Origin of the sequence: Variovorax sp. J22G73, from assembly GCF_030317035.1 — a bacterium.
Taxonomy (GTDB): Bacteria; Pseudomonadota; Gammaproteobacteria; order Burkholderiales; family Burkholderiaceae_C; genus Variovorax.
In genome coordinates this window covers 136,225-153,055 of the sequence record NZ_JASZYK010000009.1, presented here as the reverse complement: position 1 = coordinate 153,055, position 16,831 = coordinate 136,225, and the positions used below count along the sequence as shown (strand labels likewise).

Below are 16,831 nucleotides of genomic sequence, written 5' to 3'. Positions count from 1 at the left end.
CTCCCTCCCCCGCTGGGGGAGGGTCGGGGTGGGGGCACGGCGGCGCGGGTTCAAGCGCGGCGCCTGTTCGAAGGCCTGCCCCCATCCCTGCCTTCCCCCAGTGGGGGAAGGAGAAAAGCCACCTCCCGCTACAGCGGCGTGCCCTGGTGAAACACCATCCGCCACCGCCCCTGCCTGCACTTCCACAACGAGCTGCGCAACGAATCCGCCGCAGGCCTTTGTGCATTGGCTTCGCGGTGCACGCGGTACGTCACCAGCGCCACGTCGCTCGCCATGCGCAGCACGCGAAAGTCCGTCATCGTGCGTTCCGAGAACGCTTCGTCGCGCAACGCCTCGACGATGGCTGCGCGTGTCCACACGGCGCCCGACACGCCGAGTTCATGGAACTCGTCGTCGAGCAATTCCTCGAGCTGCGCGGCGGTCGCACGCACCTCGCGCAGGTGAAGCGCGCTTTCGAGTTTCAGCAGCAGCGCATCGAGGTCTTCGGCCGGCGCGGCCTCGCAGAGCTCGAGCGGAAGCCCGTCGGGATCGGCGAAGAACGTGAAGCGCCGTCCGGTGAATTCATCGACGCGCAACGGCTCCACCGCAACGCCTTGCGCCGCGAGCCTGTCGGCCGCGGCCTGCACATCGGGCACCTCGAAGCAGAGGTGACGAAGCCCCTGTGCCTCGGGCCGCGTGGGCCTTGCCGGCGCACCGGGAAAGGAGAAGAGCTCGATCTGCGAGCCGTCCGGCAAGGCCAGGTCGAGCTTGTATGAGTCGCGTGCGGCGCGGTGGTTTTCCGCGACGACGCGCAGGCCGAGCACCTCGGTGTAGAAGCGCTTCGACACCGCGTAGTCGGCGCAGATGATGGCGACGTGGTGGATGCGATCGAGCTGCATCGCGGCCTTCATTTCGATGGTGCGTGCAAGGGCTTGCGCAGGTAGACACGCGTGCGCCCGTCGAGCGTTTCACGCTTGTATTCGACGTAGCCGATGCGCTGGTAGAGCGCACGGTTCTCGGTCATCTTCTCATTGGTGTAGAGGTAGATCGACGCATGGCCTTGGCGCACGGCCTCGAGCTCGGCAAGCTCGAGCAGGGCGCGGCCCACGCCGGTGCCCTGGTGCGCCGGTAGCACCGCGATCACGTCGATCAGGAAGCCTTCGTCGGTCACGTCGAGCAGCAGCGCGGCCACGGTGTGCTGTGCCAGCGTGGCAACCCACACCTGCAGGCTGGCAATGGCTTCGCCGTAGTCGCGCTGCATCGGCCGGGGCTCGACGCCGAGCCGCGGAACGTAGATGCGAAAGGCGTCGTGCGCGCAGGCCGCCACGGCGGCTTCGTCTTCGGCGGTGGCGCGCCGCAAGGTCCAGGGCGTGGGCTGGCTGGTGGGCATGGTGCTGCTCGTCACTCGAACTCCACCTCGCCCTCGATCTCCACCGGGATGTTGAACGGCAGCTCCGCCATGCCCACGGCGCTGCGCGAATGCGCGCCGATGTCGGGGCCGAAGAGTTCGAGGATGAGGTCCGAGAAGCCGTTGATCACGGCCGGCTGCTTGTCGAAGCCGGGTGCGCACGCGACCATGCCGAACACGCGCGTCCATGCGGTGATGCGGTCGAGGTCGCCGAGCGCGCGCTGCAGGCTGCCGAGCATGGCAAGGGCGGTGAGGCGCGCGGCCATGTAGCCCTGTTCGACGCTCACTTCGCGCCCCAGCTTGCCCAGCGGCGCGGCGATGGTGCCGTCGGCGGCGAGCGGGCCGTGGCCCGAGATCAACGCGCGCCGGCCGACGACGCGCACGAACTGGAAGGGGAGCACGACGCCGGGCGGCGGCGTCACGGGAGGGGGCAGCACGAGGCCTGAATCGGCCAGTCGTTGCGCTATGCGGGCCATGGCGGTGGGGTCTCCTGTCGGCGGACGATGGGTCCGCCGCATCTTGCCATGGCCCTCCTGCCCCCGACCCCCTTGCGTGGCAGGGTCAGGCGGCCCGGGCGGCTCAGGCCAGCGTCGGGTAGTCCGTGTAGCCCTTGGCGCCGCCACCGTACATGGTGGCCTTGTCGAGCTCGTTCAGCGGTGCGTTCTCGCGCAGGCGGCGCACCAGGTCGGGGTTGGAGATGAAGGGCTTGCCGAAGGCCACGAGGTCGTCGCCTTCCTTCACGGCTTCTTCGGCCAGCGGGCGGTCGTAGCCGTTGTTCACCATCCACGCGCCCTTGCCGCCGGCTTCGCGGTAGGCGGCCTTCAGCGCTTCGTAGTCGAAGGGGCGGTCGTCGATTTCGCGCGGGCCGCCGGTGGCGCCTTCGATGATGTGGATGTACGCCAGGTTCAGCTGCGCGAGCTGCTTCACCACGTAGGTGAACAGCGGCTGCGGGTTGCTGTCGTGCGCGTCGTTGGCCGGGGTCACGGGCGACAGGCGAATGCCGGTCTTGCCGCCGCCCACCGCGTCGACCACGCCGCGCGTGGCCTCGAGCAGCAGGCGCGCGCGGTTCTCGATGCTGCCGCCGTAGTCGTCGGTGCGCTTGTTGCTGCCGTCCTTCAGGAACTGGTCGAGCAGGTAGCCGTTGGCGCCGTGCAGTTCCACGCCGTCGAAGCCGGCGGTTTCCACCGCGCTGCGTGCGGCCACCGCGAAGGCGTGGACGATGCCGGGGAGCTCGGCCGCGTCGAGCGCGCGCGGCTCGGAGGTTTCCACGAAGCTGGGCACGCCGTCCTTGATGAGCACGGTCTTGGTCTTGGCCGTGATGGCCGAGGGCGCCACGGGCTTGCCGCCATCGGGTTGCAGCTCGGTGTGCGAGACGCGGCCCACGTGCCACAGCTGCACCACGATCTTGCCGCCCTCGGCGTGCACGGCGTCGGTCACGCGCTTCCAGGCGTCGAGCTGCTCGGTGCCGTACAGGCCGGGCACGTCGGAGTAGCCCTGGCCCTGGTGGCTGATGGCGGTGGCCTCGGTGATGAGCAGGCCGGCCGAGGCGCGCTGGGCATAGTAGGTGCCGGCGATGTCGGGCGGGATCGCGTTGGGCGAGCGATTGCGCGTCAGCGGCGCCATCACGATGCGGTTGGCGAGCTGCAGGTCGCCGGCCTGGACGGGGTCGAAGAGGGTGGACATCGTTGAAAGGGGTGGACAGAGTTGAAACAGGCGCAAGGCTAAGCGCGCGGTCTCAACCCTGCTGTCGCACGGTTGTCCCGAATGGTGCTAGGACAACGGCCCGTGTAACGCGCTCGGCCCGTGCGGTGCGATCAACCCCAGCAGCGCGGGGCTCACCCGCACCGGCATGGCCAGCAGGATCTGCCCCATGCCCTTGCCCAGCGGGTCGTTGCGCAGCGAGGCCATGCCGCCGCCGCCCAGCGCCTGCTCGCAGACGAAGTTGAAGGCGTCGATGCCCGGCACCTCGTGGCGCGTGACCGGGCCCTGCACGAGGTGGGCGAGCCAGCCGGCCACGCGCGCCTCGGTGAGCTGCGCGCGCAGCAGCGGCAGCAGGGCGGGGTGGCGCGCGATGACGCCGATGTTCGACGTGTCGCCCTTGTCCCCGCTGCGTGCCCAGGCGAGGCGCAGGAGGGGCACTTCGACGGCGTCCGTGGCCTGGGGTGCGGCATCGCCCTGCGGGGCCTCGGCGGGCGTTGCGGTGATGGAAGGCGCTGCGGCAATGCAAGGCGCTGCTACGGTCGACGGCGCTTCGGTGTCCGGCACCTCGATGAGCTCCGCGCCCAGGTGCACACTGGCCTGCACCCGCGACTTGTCGAGCAGGAACGCGTATTGCCGGATCGACGGCGACACCGACGCGCGCCCGCCGCCCGCCCCCGTGGTGCCCGGCGCCCACGAGGTGCCGGCCGGCGCCACCTCGCGCGCGAACAGCGCCAGCGCCTCCTTGCGCGGGTGCGTCACCGCGAGCCGCAGCACGGCCTCGCGCGTGTGCTGCACCTGCGTCTGCGCATGCGGGCCGTAGCAAGACTCCGCGCCCAGCACCTCGAGTTGCGTGCCGCTGTAGGGGCCGAAGCCCTGCTGCGCGAACAGCGTGCCGGTGCGCGCCAGGATGGCCTCGCCGGTGCGCCGGGCCTTGGCCACGGCGTCGAAGCCGACGATGGTGAGTTGCGCCGCGGTCTTGAAGCCCTCGACGTAGGTGGCGCTCACCTTGTAGCTGGCGGTGGGCGCGCGGCCGCGCGCGCCGTGCACGCGCACGCGGTGCACGCCGGCCTGTTCGATGCGCACCTGCGTGAAGTCGGCCACCACGTCGGGCAGCAGGTAGGCCGCGGGGTCGCCGATTTCGTAGAGCATCTGCTCGGCCACCACGGCGGGCGTGAGCTTGCCGCCGGTGTTCGCGGGCTTGGTGACCACGAAGCTGCCGTCCGCCCCGCATTCGACGATGGGGTAGCCGATGTTCGGCCAGTCGGGCACGGTGTCCCAGTCGGTGTGCAGTCCGCCGGTGGCCTGGCAGCCGCACTCGATGATGTGGCCCGCGAGGCTGCCCGCGGCAAGCAGGTCGAAGTCGCCCGGCTGCCAGCCGAACTCGTGCATGAGCACGCCCAGCGTGACGGCCGAATCGACGCAGCGGCCGGTGATGACCACCTGCGCGCCTGCATCGAGCGCCGCCTGGATGGGCCGCGCGCCAAGATACGCGTTGGCCGTGAGCACGCGCTCGGGCAGCGCGGCGCCGCTCTGCGGCTCGCGCACGGGTGGCTGCTGCTGGCGCAGTTGCGGCAGCAGCGCGGACACGTCGTCGCCGCTCACCACCGCGATCTTCAACACCACGCCTTGCTCGGCGGCCAGCGCGGCGAGCGCGTCGGCGCAGCCCTGCGGGTTGACGCCGCCCGCGTTGCTCACCACGCGAATGCCTTGCGCCACGACGTCTTTCAGCACGGCTTTCATCGCGACGGAAACGAAGTCGGTCGCGTAGCCCAGCTCGGGCTTCTTCAGCCGCGCGCCGGCCAGGATCGACATCGTCAGCTCGGCCAGGTAGTCGAACACCAGGTAGTCGATGTGGCCGCTTGCCACGAGCTGCGGCGCGCCGACGCTGCTGTCGCCCCAGAAGCCCGAGGCGCCGCCGATGCGGACGACGCGGGACGGGTCCTTGCCGTCGTTGTTGTTGTTGTTGCCGCTGCTGTTGCCGTTCATCGCCCACTCCATTGCGGCTTGCGCTTCTCGCGGAACGCGAGCTGTCCTTCGGCGGCGTCTTCGGTCAGCGCGAAGAGGCCGATCTGGCTTTCGGTGAAGGCCATCGATTCCTCGAAGGCCATCGCTTCGATCTTCTTCATGGTGTACAGGCCGCGGCGGATGGCAGCGGGCGACTTGTCGAGCATGCGCGCGAGCAGCCAGTCGACGCTCTCGTCGACGTCGTCGCTCACGCGGTTGACGAGGTTCAGCGCGAGCGCCTGCGCGGCCGTGATGGGCTCGCCGGTGATGCACATCTCTGCCAGCACGCGGCGCGGCAACAAGCCGCCGAGCACGCTGAGCACCTGCGCGGGAAACACGCCGACCTTCACCTCGGGCAGGCCGAACACGGCCTGGCTGCTGGCCACCGCCATGTCGCACATCGCCATGAGGCCCATGCCGCCCGCCATGCACGCGCCGTTGACGCGCGCGACCAGCGGCACGGTCGATTGCCGGGCCTGGCGAAACAGGTTGGCCATGCCCTGGTAGGGCGCGGCGTAGTCGAACTTGAACGAGGTGCCGCTCTGCAGGTCGGCGCCCGCGCAGAAGGCGCGCGTGCCGGCGCCGGTGATGACCACGGCGCGCACGGCGGTGTCGGCGTTGGCGCGCGCAAGCGCATCGGCGAGGCCCGCGAGCACCGCGGCGTCGATGGCGTTGCGCCGCTCTTCGCGCGCGATGGTGAGCCACATGACGGGGCCGCGCATGTCCACGTGCAGCCCGGCCGAGGTGGCGGTGGGAGCAAGCGACGGTGAAGGTGGAGGCGAAGGGGGAGGGGATGAAGACGTATCGGGCATGCAGCAAGCGTCGCCCGAAAAAAAAGCCGCTTCATGCGGCTTGTGGCTGAAGCGGGCCGGGTTTTCCCTGAAGAGGGAACGCTCCGGCCGCTTGCGCGTGGCGTGCTTACTTCAGCAGGCCTTCGGCCTTCAGCGCTTCCTGCACCGCAGGGCGGGCGCCCACGCGCGCGTGCCAGGCTTGCAGGTTGGGGAAGGCGGAGATGTCCACGTTCGTGGGCTTGGTCCAGTTGGTGACGGTGAACAGGTAGCCGTCGGCCACGCTGAAGTGCTCGCCCATCAGGTAGTCCTTGCCGGCGAGTTCGCTGTCGATCCACTTGAAGCGCGAGGCCAGCTTGTCCTTGAAGATGGTCTTGGCCTCTTCGGGCATGTTGGGGTTGAACAGCGGGCTGAAGGTCTTGTGCACTTCGGTGCCGATGAACGTGAGCCACTCCTGCAGGCGGTAGCGCTGCAGCGTGCCGTTGGCGGGTGCCAGGTTCTTGGTGGGCGCCAGGTCGGCGATGTATTGCAGGATGGCCGGGCCTTCGCGCAGGCGCGTGCCGTCGTCGAGCTCGAGCATCGGCACGTAGCCCAGCGGGTTGATGCCGTAGTAGTCGGTGCCGTCCTGCAGCTTGTGGCTCTTGGTGCTGGCCAGCACGGGTTCGATGGCAATGCCTGCCTCGTGCAGCGCGATGTGGGGCGACAGCGAGCAGGCGCCCGGCGAGTAATACAGCTTCATTCGAATGACTCCAGTGGATGACGAGGTGATTGTTGTGAGAAACCGCAGCGGATGCTAGCGGAAGCGGCCGCATCCGGTGGCGTCGCGTTTTTGTCCTACGGTGGCATGCGCGCGGCGACTATCGGGCGGATGCGGCCCTTTTTCTAAGCTCCGTCGCACGGTGGGAACGACCCGCCGATTGATTGAAGGAGTTCTCCATGTTGAAGTACGCGATCATCTTTGCGGTCATCTCTCTGGTTGCCGCCCTGCTGGGCTTCGGTGGCGTGGCCGCCGGTGCCGCCGGCATCGCCAAGCTGCTGTTCGGCCTGTTCCTGGTGCTGGCCGTGCTGTTCGTCGTGCTCGCCGCCCTGGGCGTGGGCGCGGTGAAAAAAGCCATCGACTGATGCGACGTGCCAAGCTGAGGTGGCCGCAGGCGCGGCCACTCGGCCTGCTGTTGCAAAGCCCCGCGCACCGCGTGCTGCGGGTGCTGCTGGTGACGCAGGCGCACTGGCAGTTGCAGGAACACCGTTGAAAAGAATCCCATGCACCTCTCCCACATCGACGCGCAACTCGACTACGAGGTCGTCGCGCCGGCCCACCTGCTGCTGAACATCGAGGCGGCGCGCTCCGGTGCGCAGGCCGTGGTGAGCGAGGTGCTCAGCATCGAGCCGCCGACCGAGATGCAGGTGTTCTGCGACGAGGGCAGCGGCAACCGGTTCATCCGCTTCGACGCGGTGCCCGGCCCGCTGAAGATCAGCTACCGGGCCAGCGTGCAGCGCACCCACGTCATCGTGCCGCCCGACCTGCGCGAAGTGCCGGTCAACGAGGTGCCCGACGAGGTGCTGCACTACATGATGCCGACGCGCTATTGCGAGTCGGACCTGATGTCGCGTTGCGCGCAGCAGCTGTTCGGCGACCTGCCGCCGGGCATCGGCCGGGTGCAGGCCATCGTCGACTGGATCCACGAGAGCATCGCCTACGAGCCCGGCAGCAGCGTGTCGACCACGACCGCGCGCGAGGTGTTCGTGGAACGCGCCGGCGTGTGCCGCGACTTCGCGCACCTGGGCATCACCTTTTGCCGTGCGTTGAACATCCCCGCGCGGCTGGTGGTGGGCTACGTGTGGTTCGACGAACCGCCGCAGGACTTCCATGCGGTGTTCGAGGCCTGGCTGGGCGGGCAGTGGGTGCTGTTCGATGCGACGCGCATGGCGCCGGTCGACCGGCTCGTGCGCGTGGGCACCGGGCGCGATGCCAAGGACGTGGCCTTCTGCACGATCTTCGGCAACGTGCGCATGACCGACAAGCGCCTGGTCATCCGCGAACTGCAGGACGAGAGCCTGCAACCCTCAAAGGCGCCGGCGCCGACCGGGGAGCTGGTGGGCATCGAAAAGCCGGTGCCGGTGGTGCAGGTGGCTGAAGTCACCGGTTGATGTGGGTTGAATGCTATCAAATAGATAGCAAACTATCCATGTTCGATGCGCTTTAGGGCTGGATTTGGCATGCCCCTCTAGCTTGTCCACACAACGGGCGCGACGGGGCCCCGGCGATTAAAATTGGCGCCCCCTTTTGCGCCGCGCACGCGTTCCGTTGTGCGCCCCCATTTCAAATGCTGTACCCCGAAGAATTCGACGTGATCGTCGTCGGCGGTGGCCATGCCGGCACCGAAGCCGCGCTCGCCGCCGCGCGCATCGGCGCCAAGACGCTGCTGCTCTCCCACAACATCGAGACGCTGGGGCAGATGAGCTGCAACCCCTCCATCGGCGGCATCGGCAAGGGCCACCTGGTGAAGGAGGTCGACGCGCTCGGCGGCGCCATGGCCATTGCCACGGACGAAGCCGGCATCCAGTTCCGCATTCTCAATTCGAGCAAGGGCCCGGCCGTGCGCGCCACACGCGCGCAGGCCGACCGTGTGCTGTACAAGGCGGCCATTCGCCATCGCCTGGAAAACCAGCCGAACCTGAGCCTGTTCCAGCAAGCCGTCGACGACCTGATGGTGGAGGGTGACCGCGTGGTCGGCGCCGTCACGCAGGTGGGCATCGCCTTCCGCGCGCGCACGGTGGTGCTGACCGCGGGCACCTTCCTCGACGGTCGCATCCATGTCGGGCTCGACAACTACCAGGCCGGCCGCGCGGGCGATCCGCCGGCCATCAGCCTGTCGGCGCGCCTGAAGGAACTGAAGCTGCCGCAAGGCCGGTTGAAGACGGGCACGCCGCCGCGCCTGGACGGGCGCAGCATCGATTTTTCGAAGTGCACCGAGCAGCCCGGCGACGGCATGCCGGGCGGGGCAGGGCCGATGCCGGTGTTCAGCTTCATGGGCCGTGCGGACATGCACCCGAAGCAGATGGCCTGCTGGGTGACGCACACCAACGCGCGCACCCACGACATCATTCGCTCGGGCTTCGACCGCAGCCCCATGTTCACCGGCAAGATCGACGGCGTGGGCCCGCGCTATTGCCCGAGCGTGGAAGACAAGATCAACCGCTTCGCCGACAAGGACAGCCACCAGATCTTCCTGGAACCTGAAGGCCTGACGACCAACGAGTACTACCCGAACGGGATCTCGACCAGCCTGCCGTTCGACATCCAGTACCAACTGGTGCGCTCGATGCCGGGGCTGGAGAACGCGCACATCCTGCGCCCGGGCTACGCGATCGAGTACGACTACTTCGATCCGCGCGAACTGAAGAGCAGCTTTGAAACGCGCTCGGTGCAGGGTTTGTTCTTTGCCGGGCAAATCAACGGCACCACGGGCTATGAAGAAGCCGCGGCCCAGGGCTTGTTCGCCGGCATCAATGCCGCGCTGCAATGCCGTGGCGAAGACGCCTGGCTGCCGCGCCGCGACGAGGCCTACCTGGGCGTGCTGGTCGACGACCTGATCACCAAGGGCGTGACCGAGCCGTACCGCATGTTCACCAGCCGCGCCGAGTTCCGGCTGCAGCTGCGCGAAGACAACGCCGACATGCGTTTGACCGAAGCAGGGCGCAAGCTGGGCCTGGTAGACGACGCGCGCTGGGACGCTTTCAGCCGAAAGCGCGACGCTGTTTCACGTGAAACAGAGCGGCTCAGGTCGATCTGGGTGAACCCGCGCAATCTGCCGGCGTCCGAGTCGGAGCGGGTTCTGGGCAAGGCCATCGACCACGAATACAACCTGGCTGACCTGCTGCGCCGGCCCGATGTGAACTACAAGACGCTGATGTCCCTGGACGGCGGCAAGTACGACGCACCGGCAGCGCTGAGCGAAACCGAAGTCGAGCAGATCGAGATTTCGGCCAAGTATTCCGGCTACATCGAGCGCCAGCACGACGAAGTGGAGCGCGCATCGCACTTCGAGAACCTGAAGCTGCCGGCCGATTTCGACTACGGACAGGTCAAGGCATTGAGCTTCGAGGTGCGCCAGAAGCTGGACAAGCATCGCCCCGAGACGCTGGGCCTGGCCTCGCGCATCTCTGGCGTCACGCCCGCAGCCATCTCCTTGCTGATGATTCACCTGCGAAAGGGCGGCCACAAGGCCTTTGCCCGGGACGCTGAAGGTACATCGAACGCATCATCTACCGCCACGGAAGCAGCCACCGAGCCGCAGTCTGCCGAATGACGGCGCCGATCGACACGCTGCGCGCAGGCGCAGCCGCCATGGGCGTGGCCCTGTCTGACCGCCAGGGCGAGCAGCTGCTGGCCTACGGCACGTTGATGCTCAAGTGGAACAAGGTCTACAACCTCACAGCCCTGCGCGACCCGGCCATCGTGCTCACGCACCATCTGCTCGACAGCCTGGCGGCGGTTGCGCCGCTGCAGCGCGAGTGGGCAGGGAAGGGCAAGCTGCTCGACGTGGGCTCCGGCGGTGGGTTGCCGGGCGTGGTGATCGCGATCATGCGGCCGGACCTGGAAGTGAGCTGCCTCGATGCGGTGGCAAAGAAGGCGGCCTTCGTGCAGCAGGTTTCGGCGGAGTTGGAGCTACCCAATCTGCGCGGCCTGCATGCACGGGTCGAATCGCTGGCGGGCAGCTATGAAGTCATCAGCTCGCGGGCGTTCGCCTCGCTGCCCGACTTCTTCAATGGCTCGATGAACCTGCTCGCGCCGGGCGGCGTCTGGCTGGCAATGAAGGGCAAGGTTCCCAGCGATGAACTCGCTGTCTTGCCGAAAGGCGTCGCAGTGTTTCACGTGGAACAACTGACGGTTCCGGGCCTCGATGCCGAACGCTGCATCGTCTGGGCGCGCAAAGAAGCTGCCTGAGCTTGGGCCACGCTGGCCGCTCGGGCCACCGACGCCCGGATTTGCGTTCGATTCAGTAAAAGAACGGGGGGCACCGGCAAATGCCGGTGCCCGAACCGCCCCTGCCGCGGCGTGCTCGCTTAGACTCGATGCCTCCCGCCTTTCGTCGCTCTTCCCTCGCCCCCGTCTGTCCGGCGCTCTTTTCTGAGGCAATCCCATGTTCGGCATCGCTGACTACGGCGCATTCGTCGCCGCCATCGTCTTGTTCCTCCTGATCCCGGGCCCGGGCAACCTCGCGCTGATCACCTCGACCAGCAAAGGCGGCATTCGCGGCGGCCTGGCGGCCACGTCGGGCGTCATCCTGGGGGACCAATGCCTGATGTGGGCGGCCGTTGCGGGTGTGTCGGCCGTGCTGGCTGCTTACCCTGCCGCTTTCAAGGCGGTGCAGTGGCTGGGCGCGGGCTACCTGGCGTGGCTGGGCCTCAAGATGCTGCTGGCCAAGCCGGGCTCGGCGCCCATCCTGAACATCAAGCCCAGCCACTTCCTGCGCCAGGCCTTCACCATCACCTTGTTGAACCCGAAGGCCATCGTGTTCTACATGGCCTTTTTTCCGCTGTTCGTGGACCCGGCCCGCCACCAGGGCCTGGTCACTTTCGGCGCCATGGCCGTCACCATTGCCGCGCTGACCTTCCTGTACGGGCTGACCTCCACGCTGCTTACGCACTTCCTGGCCGAGCGAATTCGCGCCAACCCACGCATTTCCAGCACGCTCGAGAAGCTGGCCGGCACCTTCCTGATTGCCTTCGGCATCAAGCTCGCAATTTCCCGCTGATCGACCCCCCGTACTGACATGGCCAAGATTTTCTGCATTGCCAACCAAAAGGGCGGCGTCGGCAAGACCACCACCACCGTCAACCTCGCCGCTGGCCTGGCCAAGGCCGGCCAGCGCGTGCTGATGATCGACCTCGATCCCCAGGGCAACGCCACCATGGGTTCGGGCATCGACAAGCGCCAGCTCGAGCTGACGGTGTACGACGTGCTGCTCGAATCGGCTTCGGTGGCCGAGGCCCGCGTCAAGGCCGACAAGCTGGTGGAGGGCGGTTGCGGCTACGACGTGCTGGGCGCCAACCGTGAGCTGGCCGGCGCCGAAGTCGAAATGGTGGCCATCGACCGCCGCGAGAAGCGCCTGCGCACCGCGCTGGCGGCGGTGGGTGCCGAGTACGACTTCGTGCTCATCGACTGCCCGCCGTCGCTGAGCCTGCTGACACTGAACGGCCTGTGCGCCGCCCATGGCGTGATCGTGCCGATGCAGTGCGAGTACTTCGCGCTCGAGGGGCTGACCGACCTGGTCAACACCATCAAGCAGGTGCACGCCAACCTGAACAAGAACCTGCAGATCATCGGCCTGCTGCGCGTGATGTTCGATCCGCGCATCACGCTGCAGCAGCAGGTGAGCGAGCAGCTCAAGTCCCACTTCGGCGACAAGGTGTTCGACACCGTCATCCCGCGCAATGTGCGGCTGGCCGAGGCGCCGAGCTACGGCCTGCCGGGCGTGGTGTTCGACCCGGCGGCGCGCGGCAGCCAGGCCTTCGTCGCCTTCGCGCAGGAGCTGATCGAGAAGATGCCGCCCGCCAGCGCCTTCGCTTCCGGTGCGGTGGCGCCGCCGATTGCGCCGGTCGAACGCACTGCGCCCGATCTTGCGATTCCCGCGGACGTGCTCGCGCCAGTGCCTGCGCCCGACTCGACCACCAGCGACAACAACGCCTGAAGCCTGTCGTTACTTGATTTTACGCTATCAAATTAATAGCAAATGACAGCACCCCGCATCCTGCTCCTGCCCGGTTGGCAAAACAGCGGCCCCGGACATTGGCAAACCCGCTGGGAGGCGGTGTACGGCGACCAGCGCGTCGAGCAGCATGAATGGATGCGCCCGCTGCGCGGCGACTGGTCGATCCAGCTCGAGGAGGCCGTGCTGGCCGCGCCGGGCCCGGTGGTCTTCGCGGCGCACAGCCTGGGTTGCATCCTGGTGGCCGCCTGGGCCGCGCATTCGCGCAACACGCACAAGGTGCGCGGCGCCTTGCTGGTGGCGCCCGGCGACCTGGAGCGCGACGACCTGCGCCAGGCCATTCCCGGCTGGGCGCCTATCGTGCGGCAGCCGCTGCCGTTCGCGGCGGTGCTGGTCGCCGCCAACGACGACCCCTACTGCGAGGCCGCGCGCTCGCGGCAGCTCGCCAGCGACTGGGGCGCGCGCTTCGTGGACGCCGGCGCGCGCGGCCACCTGAATGCCGAATCCGGCCTGGGCGACTGGCCCGAAGGCCGCGACCTATTGAACGAAATCTCGAAAGACAAGAACTGATGGCGACCAAGAAACCCAAGGGCCTGGGCCGCGGCCTGGAAGCGTTGCTCGGCCCGACGGCCGCGCCTGCCGCCGATCACGGCCCCGATGGCACCTACGGTGGCGGCGCCGACGCGCAGGAGGGCGGGGCGCCCCGGAACCCCAGCACGCTGATGCTCGACCAGATGGTGGCCGGCGTGTACCAGCCGCGCACGCGCATGGACGAGGGCGCGCTCTACGAGCTGGCCGAGAGCATCAAGGTGCAGGGCATCATGCAGCCGATCCTGGTGCGCCGGCTCGACGCCGAATCGGCCGCCGCCAAGAACGCCGAATACGAAATCATCGCGGGCGAGCGGCGCTTTCGTGCCGCGAAGCTCGCGGGCCTGGACAGCGTGCCGGTGCTGGTGCGAGACGTGCCCAACGAGGCCGCGGCCGCGATGTCGCTCATCGAGAACATCCAGCGAGAAGACCTCAACCCGCTGGAAGAAGCGCAGGGCCTGCAGCGCCTGGTGAACGAGTTCGGCCTCACGCACGAACAGGCCGCGCAGGCCGTGGGCCGTTCGCGCAGCGCGGCCAGCAACCTGCTGCGCCTGCTGAACCTGGCCGAGCCCGCACAGCAGATGCTGATGGCCGGCGACATCGACATGGGCCACGCGCGCGCGCTGCTGTCGCTGGACCGCGGCACGCAGATCACCGCGGCCAACCAGATCGCCGCCAAGAAGATGTCGGTGCGCGAGGCCGAGGCGCTGGTGAAGAAGCTCGCGGCCGAGTTCACGCTCACGCCCTCGCGCCGCAGCAACGACGGCGAGAAGTCGCGCGACCTGCAGCGCGTGGAAGAAGAGCTGGCCGACCTGCTTACGGCCGAGGTCGAGGTGCGCATCAAGAAGCGGACCAAGCGCGGCGAAAGCGGCGAGCTCGTCATTCACTTCGGCTCCATCGATGCGCTGAACGGGCTGATAGAGCGCATCCGTCGCACGGCGACGTAAGCACGTCCACCGAGAACGGCGGCATGGAGACCATCCGCCGAACGGCCTAGTGTGTGAACGCTGCGTCGGGCATTCGTTTGATTGATTGTTGCAATCCTTTGCGCGTATCCTTCGCGGCTGGATTTGTTAACTAATATCTCTGAACACAGAGGGAGTCCACCCATGCAGCTCACCAAGTTTCCGCTTGCGGCCATTGCCGCGGGCGCGTTTTTTCTCACCGGTTGCGCCGCCACCGACATGCAGATGGGCAGCCAGTCGGCCAAGACCATGGCCACCGGCAGCGCAGCCGGCGGTGCCACCTCCGGCGAAAGCAGCCAGCTCGAGCGCTGCGAATCGCCGCTCGGCACGGTCTCGCTCATCGAGAACCAGAGCGCGGGTTGGTACACCATCCTCACCGGCGAATACCGCCTGCCGCCCACGGCCAACCTGCTGCGCCTGCTGGTGCAGCAATCGAACTGCTTCGTGGTCGTGGAACGCGGCGCGGCCGGCATGAACGCCATGACGCGCGAACGCGCGCTGCAGCAGTCGGGCGAAATGCGCGGTGGCAGCAACTTCGGCCGCGGCCAGATGGTGGCGTCCGACTACGGCCTGTCGCCTGAAATCGTCTTCAGCAACAGCGATGCCGGCGGCATCGGCGGCGCGCTCGGCGGGCTGGTGGGTGGCGGCCGTGGCCGTGCGCTCGCAGCGGTCGGCGGCAGCATGCAGACCAAGGAAGCCAGCGCGCTGCTGACCCTCATCGACAACCGCTCGGGCGTGCAGGTGGCGGCCGCCGAAGGCAGCGCTTCCAAGACCGACTTCGGCGCCTTCGGTGCGCTGGCCGGCCGCAGCGGCGGCGGCGGCCTGGGCGGCTACACCAACACGGCGCAGGGCAAGGTGATTGCCGCCGCGTTCATGGACGCCTTCAACCAGATGGTCCGCTCGCTGCGCAACTACAAGGCGCAGACCGTTCGCGGCCAGGGCCTCGGCGGCGGCGGCCGGCTCGGTGTCGACGGCGGCGCCGCACCGTCGCAAACCTATGTGCCCGCGGAAAAGCCAGCGCCCACGCGCCGCCGCAGCAGCAACAGCAACTGACAAACAAGAAGCGACCAGCAAAGCACGGCAACTGCAAAGCAGAAAGCCCGGCGGCTCTCACGAGCTGCCGGGCTTTTTTTATGGGCGCCCGAGCGGGATCAGGGCGACGTCAGAGGGACGTCACGACGCCATCAAAGCGCGAAAATCTTTCCGGGGTTCATGATGTTCTTCGGGTCCAGCGCGCGCTTGATGGTGCGCATCATGTCGATGGCGCCGGCGCCCGCCTCGGTCACCAGGAAGTCCATCTTGTGCAGGCCCACGCCGTGCTCGCCGGTGCAGGTGCCTTCCAGCGCCAGCGCGCGGCTCACGAGCTGGTGGTTCAGCGCCTCGGCCTTCACGCGCTCTTCGGGAATGTTCGGGTCGAGCAGGTAGCCGAAGTGGAAGTTGCCGTCGCCCACGTGGCCGACCAGGAAGTACGGAATGCCGCTGGCGTCGGCCTCGGCCACCGAGTCGAGCAGGCAGTCGGCCAGGCGCGAGATGGGCACGCAGGTGTCGGTGGAGATCACGCGGCAGCCCGGGCGCGACTGCACGGCCGCAAAGTAGCTGTTGTGCCGCGCGGTCCACAGGCGCGTGCGTTCTTCGGGCGTGCTGGCCCATTCGAAGGCGTTGCCGCCGTGGCCGCTCGCAAGCTCCTGCACGGTCTCGGCCTGCTCCTTCACGCCGGCGGGCGAACCGTGGAATTCCATCAGCAGCATCGGCTCTTCGCGCAGGTTGAGCTTGGCGTAGGCGTTCACCATGCGCACCGTGTTCACGTCGATGAGTTCCACGCGCGCAATCGGCACGCCCAGCTGGATGGTCTCGATGGTGGTGCGCACCGCGGCCTCGATGCTCGGGAACGAGCAGATGGCCGCCGACACCGCCTCGGGCAGCGGGTAGATGCGCAGCGTGATCTCGGTGACCACGCCCAGCGTGCCTTCGCTGCCCACCATGAGGCGCGTGAGGTCGTAGCCGGCCGACGACTTCTTCGCGCGCGTGCCCGTGCGAATGACCTCGCCCGCGGCCGTGACCACTTCGAGCGCCAGCACGTTCTCGCGCATGGTGCCGTAGCGCACCGCGTTCGTGCCGCTGGCGCGCGTGGCCGTCATGCCGCCGATGGAGGCGTCCGCGCCCGGGTCGATGGGGAAGAACAGGCCCGTGCTCTTGATCTCTTCGTTGAGCTGCTTGCGCGTGACGCCGGGTTGCACCGTCACCGTGAGGTCGTCGGCGTTGACCGACAGCACGCGGTTCATGCGCGACACGTCGATGCTGATGCCGCCTTGCACCGCCAGCAGGTGGCCTTCGAGCGAGGAGCCCACGCCGAAGGGAATGACCGGCACGCTGTGCTCGCTGGCGAGCTTGACGGCATCGGCCACGTCCTGCGTGCTTTCGGCGAACACCACGGCCGAGGGCGGCGGCGCGTCGAACGACGACTCGTCGCGCCCGTGCTGCGTGCGCACGGCCATGGCCGTGGAACAGTTGTCGCCGAAGCGCGCCTTCAGGCCGTCGATGAGTGCGGCGGGCACGTCGCGCAGATGAAGCTCCGGCATCAGGTGCGAGGTTTGGGTCGGTGCGTTCATCGGGCGTCTCCTGGCAGGGTGTGATCGAGGGGGATCGGTCATTTTACGGAGGGCGCACCATAATGCGCTTCGGAAA

18 protein-coding genes are annotated in these 16,831 nt (G+C 68.0%); 10 read left to right on the top strand and 8 right to left on the bottom strand.

Features of this window, described 5'->3' with window-relative positions:
* Positions 1–128: 128 nt before the first annotated feature.
* The 7 genes from gloA2 to gstA form a co-directional block, all read right to left on the bottom strand.
* Positions 129–890, bottom strand: a complete 762-nt coding sequence (gloA2, locus tag QTI51_RS38985) for an SMU1112c/YaeR family gloxylase I-like metalloprotein (RefSeq protein WP_353506557.1) — start codon at positions 888–890, stop codon at positions 129–131.
* Positions 887–1,384: a GNAT family N-acetyltransferase gene (locus QTI51_RS27755; RefSeq protein ID WP_286516855.1), complete on the bottom strand. Its 498-nt coding sequence runs from the start codon at positions 1,382–1,384 to the stop codon at positions 887–889. The genes gloA2 and QTI51_RS27755 overlap by 4 nt, the downstream gene beginning before the upstream one ends.
* Entirely contained in the window at positions 1,381–1,863 is a 483-nt protein-coding gene (locus QTI51_RS27750) for a RidA family protein (protein WP_116911750.1), read from the bottom strand. The genes QTI51_RS27755 and QTI51_RS27750 overlap by 4 nt, the downstream gene beginning before the upstream one ends.
* Before the next feature lie 103 nt (positions 1,864–1,966).
* On the bottom strand, positions 1,967–3,070 hold the full coding sequence (locus tag QTI51_RS27745) for an alkene reductase (RefSeq protein ID WP_116911751.1): 1,104 nt from the start codon (positions 3,068–3,070) through the stop codon (positions 1,967–1,969).
* Between the two features lie 87 nt (positions 3,071–3,157).
* Complete coding sequence (locus tag QTI51_RS27740; RefSeq protein ID WP_116911900.1) at positions 3,158–5,074, bottom strand: acyclic terpene utilization AtuA family protein; 1,917 nt, start codon at positions 5,072–5,074, stop codon at positions 3,158–3,160.
* Positions 5,071–5,814, bottom strand: coding sequence for an enoyl-CoA hydratase/isomerase family protein (locus tag QTI51_RS27735; protein ID WP_116911752.1), 744 nt, complete (start codon positions 5,812–5,814; stop codon positions 5,071–5,073). Before QTI51_RS27735 ends, QTI51_RS27740 begins: the two co-directional genes overlap by 4 nt.
* A 196-nt stretch (positions 5,815–6,010) precedes the next feature.
* Positions 6,011–6,619: a glutathione transferase GstA gene (gene gstA / locus QTI51_RS27730; protein ID WP_116911753.1), complete on the bottom strand. Its 609-nt coding sequence runs from the start codon at positions 6,617–6,619 to the stop codon at positions 6,011–6,013.
* A 197-nt stretch (positions 6,620–6,816) separates the two neighbouring features.
* Here gstA and QTI51_RS27725 point away from each other — a divergent pair, with 197 nt between their 5' ends.
* From QTI51_RS27725 to QTI51_RS27680, 10 genes are all read left to right on the top strand, one after another.
* Positions 6,817–7,002, top strand: coding sequence for a DUF1328 family protein (locus QTI51_RS27725; RefSeq protein WP_116911754.1), 186 nt, complete (start codon positions 6,817–6,819; stop codon positions 7,000–7,002).
* Entirely contained in the window at positions 7,002–7,130 is a 129-nt protein-coding gene (locus QTI51_RS27720; protein WP_286516853.1) for a hypothetical protein, read from the top strand. Before QTI51_RS27725 ends, QTI51_RS27720 begins: the two co-directional genes overlap by 1 nt.
* Positions 7,131–7,140: 10 nt before the next feature.
* Positions 7,141–8,028, top strand: coding sequence for a transglutaminase-like domain-containing protein (locus tag QTI51_RS27715; protein ID WP_116911755.1), 888 nt, complete (start codon positions 7,141–7,143; stop codon positions 8,026–8,028).
* 176 nt (positions 8,029–8,204) lie between these two features.
* Positions 8,205–10,190 carry a tRNA uridine-5-carboxymethylaminomethyl(34) synthesis enzyme MnmG gene (gene mnmG / locus QTI51_RS27710; RefSeq protein ID WP_116911756.1) on the top strand — a complete coding sequence of 662 codons (1,986 nt, stop codon included), beginning with the start codon at positions 8,205–8,207 and terminating at the stop codon, positions 10,188–10,190.
* Positions 10,187–10,828 carry a 16S rRNA (guanine(527)-N(7))-methyltransferase RsmG gene (gene rsmG / locus QTI51_RS27705; protein WP_116911757.1) on the top strand — a complete coding sequence of 214 codons (642 nt, stop codon included), beginning with the start codon at positions 10,187–10,189 and terminating at the stop codon, positions 10,826–10,828. Before mnmG ends, rsmG begins: the two co-directional genes overlap by 4 nt.
* A gap of 196 nt (positions 10,829–11,024) precedes the next feature.
* On the top strand, positions 11,025–11,639 hold the full coding sequence (locus QTI51_RS27700; protein ID WP_116911758.1) for a LysE family transporter: 615 nt from the start codon (positions 11,025–11,027) through the stop codon (positions 11,637–11,639).
* An 18-nt stretch (positions 11,640–11,657) separates the two neighbouring features.
* Complete coding sequence (locus tag QTI51_RS27695) at positions 11,658–12,575, top strand: ParA family protein (RefSeq protein WP_116911759.1); 918 nt, start codon at positions 11,658–11,660, stop codon at positions 12,573–12,575.
* A 42-nt stretch (positions 12,576–12,617) separates the two neighbouring features.
* Positions 12,618–13,163, top strand: a complete 546-nt coding sequence (locus QTI51_RS27690; RefSeq protein WP_116911760.1) for an RBBP9/YdeN family alpha/beta hydrolase — start codon at positions 12,618–12,620, stop codon at positions 13,161–13,163.
* Positions 13,163–14,128 (top strand): ParB/RepB/Spo0J family partition protein, encoded by a 966-nt coding sequence (locus tag QTI51_RS27685; protein WP_116911761.1) that lies wholly within the window; start codon positions 13,163–13,165, stop codon positions 14,126–14,128. The genes QTI51_RS27690 and QTI51_RS27685 overlap by 1 nt, the downstream gene beginning before the upstream one ends.
* A 162-nt stretch (positions 14,129–14,290) precedes the next feature.
* Positions 14,291–15,199, top strand: a complete 909-nt coding sequence (locus tag QTI51_RS27680; RefSeq protein ID WP_116911762.1) for a CsgG/HfaB family protein — start codon at positions 14,291–14,293, stop codon at positions 15,197–15,199.
* A gap of 131 nt (positions 15,200–15,330) precedes the next feature.
* On the opposite strand, the gene QTI51_RS27675 is transcribed toward QTI51_RS27680, so the two are convergent.
* Positions 15,331–16,755 carry an FAD-binding oxidoreductase gene (locus QTI51_RS27675; protein ID WP_116911763.1) on the bottom strand — a complete coding sequence of 475 codons (1,425 nt, stop codon included), beginning with the start codon at positions 16,753–16,755 and terminating at the stop codon, positions 15,331–15,333.
* Positions 16,756–16,831: the final 76 nt, after the last annotated feature.

What these genes read in the sequence shown, in the direction of transcription:
- QTI51_RS27680 (WP_116911762.1), top strand. Translation starts at nt 14,291, where the DNA reads ATGCAGCTCACCAAGTTTCCGCTTGCGGCCATTGCCGCGGGCGCGTTT.
- QTI51_RS27675 (WP_116911763.1), bottom strand. Translation starts at nt 16,755, where the DNA reads ATGAACGCACCGACCCAAACCTCGCACCTGATGCCGGAGCTTCATCTG.
- QTI51_RS27685 (WP_116911761.1), top strand. Translation starts at nt 13,163, where the DNA reads ATGGCGACCAAGAAACCCAAGGGCCTGGGCCGCGGCCTGGAAGCGTTG.
- QTI51_RS27700 (WP_116911758.1), top strand. Translation starts at nt 11,025, where the DNA reads ATGTTCGGCATCGCTGACTACGGCGCATTCGTCGCCGCCATCGTCTTG.
- QTI51_RS27735 (WP_116911752.1), bottom strand. Translation starts at nt 5,814, where the DNA reads ATGCGCGGCCCCGTCATGTGGCTCACCATCGCGCGCGAAGAGCGGCGC.
- rsmG (WP_116911757.1), top strand. Translation starts at nt 10,187, where the DNA reads ATGACGGCGCCGATCGACACGCTGCGCGCAGGCGCAGCCGCCATGGGC.
- QTI51_RS27715 (WP_116911755.1), top strand. Translation starts at nt 7,141, where the DNA reads ATGCACCTCTCCCACATCGACGCGCAACTCGACTACGAGGTCGTCGCG.
- QTI51_RS27695 (WP_116911759.1), top strand. Translation starts at nt 11,658, where the DNA reads ATGGCCAAGATTTTCTGCATTGCCAACCAAAAGGGCGGCGTCGGCAAG.
- QTI51_RS27740 (WP_116911900.1), bottom strand. Translation starts at nt 5,074, where the DNA reads ATGAACGGCAACAGCAGCGGCAACAACAACAACAACGACGGCAAGGAC.
- mnmG (WP_116911756.1), top strand. Translation starts at nt 8,205, where the DNA reads ATGCTGTACCCCGAAGAATTCGACGTGATCGTCGTCGGCGGTGGCCAT.
- QTI51_RS27720 (WP_286516853.1), top strand. Translation starts at nt 7,002, where the DNA reads ATGCGACGTGCCAAGCTGAGGTGGCCGCAGGCGCGGCCACTCGGCCTG.
- QTI51_RS27750 (WP_116911750.1), bottom strand. Translation starts at nt 1,863, where the DNA reads ATGGCCCGCATAGCGCAACGACTGGCCGATTCAGGCCTCGTGCTGCCC.
- gstA (WP_116911753.1), bottom strand. Translation starts at nt 6,619, where the DNA reads ATGAAGCTGTATTACTCGCCGGGCGCCTGCTCGCTGTCGCCCCACATC.
- QTI51_RS27690 (WP_116911760.1), top strand. Translation starts at nt 12,618, where the DNA reads ATGACAGCACCCCGCATCCTGCTCCTGCCCGGTTGGCAAAACAGCGGC.
- QTI51_RS27745 (WP_116911751.1), bottom strand. Translation starts at nt 3,070, where the DNA reads ATGTCCACCCTCTTCGACCCCGTCCAGGCCGGCGACCTGCAGCTCGCC.
- gloA2 (WP_353506557.1), bottom strand. Translation starts at nt 890, where the DNA reads ATGAAGGCCGCGATGCAGCTCGATCGCATCCACCACGTCGCCATCATC.
- QTI51_RS27725 (WP_116911754.1), top strand. Translation starts at nt 6,817, where the DNA reads ATGTTGAAGTACGCGATCATCTTTGCGGTCATCTCTCTGGTTGCCGCC.